Origin of the sequence: Vibrio sp. R-1 (genome assembly GCF_035615595.1) — a bacterium.
Classification (GTDB): Bacteria; Pseudomonadota; Gammaproteobacteria; order Enterobacterales; family Vibrionaceae; genus Vibrio; species Vibrio cholerae.
Genome location: NZ_WPDC01000154.1, coordinates 1 through 3,691, shown reverse-complemented (window position 1 = coordinate 3,691; position 3,691 = coordinate 1). Strand labels below are relative to the sequence as shown.

The following is a 3,691-nucleotide window of genomic DNA, read 5'->3' as shown; positions in this document are numbered from 1 at the left end:
TTGCCTTCCGTGGTGCCTACCACGGTATGACTAACGGCACGATGGGGATGATGGGTAACCTCAATACCAAAGCGCGCCGTACTGGCTTGATGTCTGATGTGCACTTTATGCCTTTCCCGTACAGCTTACGCTGTCCGTTTGGTTTAGGGGGTGATGAGGGTGCGAAAGCGAGCATCCGCTACATCGAACGTCTGCTGAATGATGATGAAGCGGGGATCATGAAACCTGCTGCGATCATCGTTGAACCCGTACAAGGTGAGGGTGGTGTTATCCCTGCGCCAGCATTCTGGTTGCGCGAACTGCGCCGTATTTGCGATGAGCACGGCATCCTGTTGATCTTTGACGAAATCCAATGTGGTGTAGGCAAAACAGGCCACAACTTCGCATTTGAAGAGTCTGGCATTATTCCTGACGTGCTTTGTTTATCAAAAGCTATCGGCGGCGGTTTACCCATGTCGATTCTGGTTATCAACAAAAAGCACGACACATGGCGTCCGGGCGAGCACACCGGAACCTTCCGTGGCAACCAGCTTGCAATGGTATCTGGCGCTAAAGCGCTTGAAATCATTCAGCGTGATAACCTCGTTGAGCACGCGCGTATTGCGGGTCAATACCTACGCGCTGGCCTAGAAAAAATCCAAAGCCGAGTCAACTGTGTTGCCGAAGTACGTGGTAAAGGCTTGATGCTGGGTCTTGAGATAAAAGATCCGAGTGGTGAACTGAACAAGTTTGGTGAGCCAAAATCAGCACCACAACTGACACTGGCGATTCAACGTGCGGCACTTGAGCGCGGCTTGATGGTAGAAAAGGGCGGCCGTGATGGCTCCGTGATTCGTTTCTTGCCACCAGTTATTATCTCGTTTGAACAGCTCGATTTCGCGTTACGTGTGCTTGAAGAGGCGATTCTTGCTGCAGGCGGCGGTAAAAAGGATCCTGAGCAAGTTAACCAAGAGTGGAAAAAACACTTTATTCATACTGGCCACATGGGCAGCCAAGAGTTCTCACAAGTGATGAACCATACGACCGCTGCGATGAAAGCCGTGTTTGAAGAGGTGAAAGCACCTTATTCAGGCCTTGATCCTAAAGTCCTAGAAGAAGCGATTTACGCGGTGGATCTGGATAACAAAAATGCGTCACTAAAAGAAGTTATCTCTGAGACCGCAGAGTTGATCGCGAAAAACTCCATCATGGTGCAGCACCCTGACTGTATCGCGCATTTGCACACGCCACCCTTAATGCCTTCCGTTGTTGCTGAAGCCATTATTGCGTCATTGAACCAATCCATGGATTCATGGGATCAATCGTCTGCAGCAACCTTTGTTGAGCAGAAAGTGGTGGATTGGATGTGTGAAAAGTATGAACTGGGCGCGCAAGCGGACGGTATTTTCACCAGCGGTGGCACGCAAAGCAACCAAATGGGCCTGATGCTGGCTCGTGACTGGATCGCCGATAAGCTCAGTGGCCATTCAATCCAGAAATTGGGTCTACCTGAGTATGCGGACAAACTGCGTATTGTGTGTTCGAAGAAATCTCACTTCACGGTACAAAAATCGGCATCTTGGATGGGCCTCGGTGAGAAAGCCATTCTTGCTGTTGAAGCTCTACCTAATGGCACGATGGATGTGACTAAGCTTGAAGCTGCGGTTAAACAAGCCAAAGCTGAAGGGCTGATTCCCTTTGCCATTGTGGGTACCGCAGGCACTACCGACCACGGTGCGATTGATGATCTGGTGACGATCGCCGATGTGGCTGAGAAGCACGCACTGTGGATGCATGTGGACAGTGCCTATGGTGGCGCGCTGATCTTGAGCAGTCATAAAGATCGCCTCAATGGCATCGAGCGCGCTCAATCCATCAGTGTGGATTTCCATAAGCTGTTTTTCCAAACCATTAGCTGTGGCGCATTGCTGCTCAAAGACAAGCATAACTTTAAGTATCTGCTGCACCATGCAGATTACCTAAACCGTGAGCACGATACGCTGCCAAACCTAGTCGATAAATCAATTTCGACTACTAAACGTTTTGATGCCCTAAAAGTGTTTATGACCATGCAAAACGTGGGACCTAAACAACTGGGCGCCATGTACGATCACCTGCTCGCTCAAACATTGCAGGTGGCGGAACTGGTACGTCAGCATCAAAGCTTCGAGCTTTTAGCTGAACCATCTTTGTCTACCGTGTTATTCCGCGCGGTAAATGAACAAGCTGCTGATCTGGATGAATTGAACAAAGCCGTTCGTCTACAGGCGCTGGTACGTGGTGTCGCTGTGCTTGGCGAAACCATAGTGGATGGCAAAACGGCCTTAAAATTCACAATCTTGAACCCATGCTTGACGATGTCGGATTTCGACTCTCTACTGGCTAAAATTGAAGCGCTAGCTGCTGAGCTAGCGAACTAAAGGTAAAGGAACTATGTCTATTCTACAGATTGGTGCAGGCGGTGTTGGTTGGGTGGTGGCGCACAAAGCCGCACAAAACAACGATGTGCTGGGTGATATTACTATTGCGTCTCGCTCGATTGCGAAGTGTGAAAAAATCATTGAGTCGATTAAGGGTAAAAACAACCTTAAAGACTCTTCCAAGAAACTAGAAGCGCGTCAGGTTAACGCGGATGATATTGAATCACTGGTGAAACTGATTAATGAAGTAAAACCAGATTTAGTCATCAATGCTGGGCCACCATGGGTCAACGTCGCCATTATGGAAGCGTGTTACCAAGCGAAAGTTTCCTATTTGGACACCTCCGTTTCGGTCGATCTCTGTTCCAAAGGCCAGCAAGTACCTGAGGCGTATGACGCACAATGGGCGTTTCGCGACAAATTCAAGCAAGCCGGTATCACCGCGATTTTAAGTGCGGGTTTTGATCCGGGTGTAGTCAGCGTATTTGCGGCCTACGCAGCGAAATATCTGTTCGATGAAATCGACACCATTGACGTTTTAGACATTAACGCTGGCGATCACGGCAAGAAGTTTGCGACGAACTTTGACCCTGAAACCAACCTATTGGAAATTCAGGGTGACTCCATCTATTGGGATGCAGGGGAGTGGAAACGCGTACCTTGCCATACTCGGATGTTGGAGTTTGATTTCCCTAAATGTGGCAAATTCAAAGTGTACTCCATGTCGCATGATGAGCTGCGTTCGCTGAAAGAGTTCATTCCTGCCAAGCGCATTGAGTTCTGGATGGGTTTTGGTGATCGCTACTTGAATTATTTCAATGTGATGCGTGATATTGGCTTATTGAGCCCTGAGCCTCTGACTCTGCAAGATGGAACGGTTGTTAAGCCCCTGCAAGTATTGAAAGCGATGTTGCCCGATCCCACATCGCTTGCGCCGGGATACAAAGGTCTGACCTGCATTGGTACTTGGGTACAGGGCAAAAAAGACGGTAAAGCGCGTAGCGTTTTCATCTATAACCATGCTGATCATGAAGTGGCTTACCATGATGTGGAGCACCAAGCGATTGCCTATACAACGGGTGTGCCTGCGATTACCGCGGCATTGCAGTTTTTCCGTGGTGAATGGGCAGAGCCGGGGGTATTCAATATGGAGCAGCTTAATCCAGATCCTTTCCTAGAAACGATGCCATCGATCGGTCTAGGCTGGGATGTCATGGAACTTGAACCCGGTCAGCCAGATATTCAAGTGGTGAAATAATGCACACTGAGAGTGAAAACCTCAGTGATTAACT

2 protein-coding genes are annotated in these 3,691 nt (G+C 48.9%); both read left to right on the top strand.

Features of this window, described 5'->3' with window-relative positions:
• Window positions 1-2,399, top strand: a 2,399-nt coding sequence (locus GOU96_RS17105) for a pyridoxal phosphate-dependent class III aminotransferase (RefSeq protein WP_324702038.1), incomplete at its 5' end; no start/stop codon positions are given.
• A 13-nt stretch (window positions 2,400-2,412) separates the two neighbouring features.
• Window positions 2,413-3,657 (top strand): carboxynorspermidine synthase, encoded by a 1,245-nt coding sequence (locus GOU96_RS17100; protein ID WP_000025716.1) that lies wholly within the window; start codon window positions 2,413-2,415, stop codon window positions 3,655-3,657.
• Window positions 3,658-3,691 lie beyond the last annotated feature (34 nt).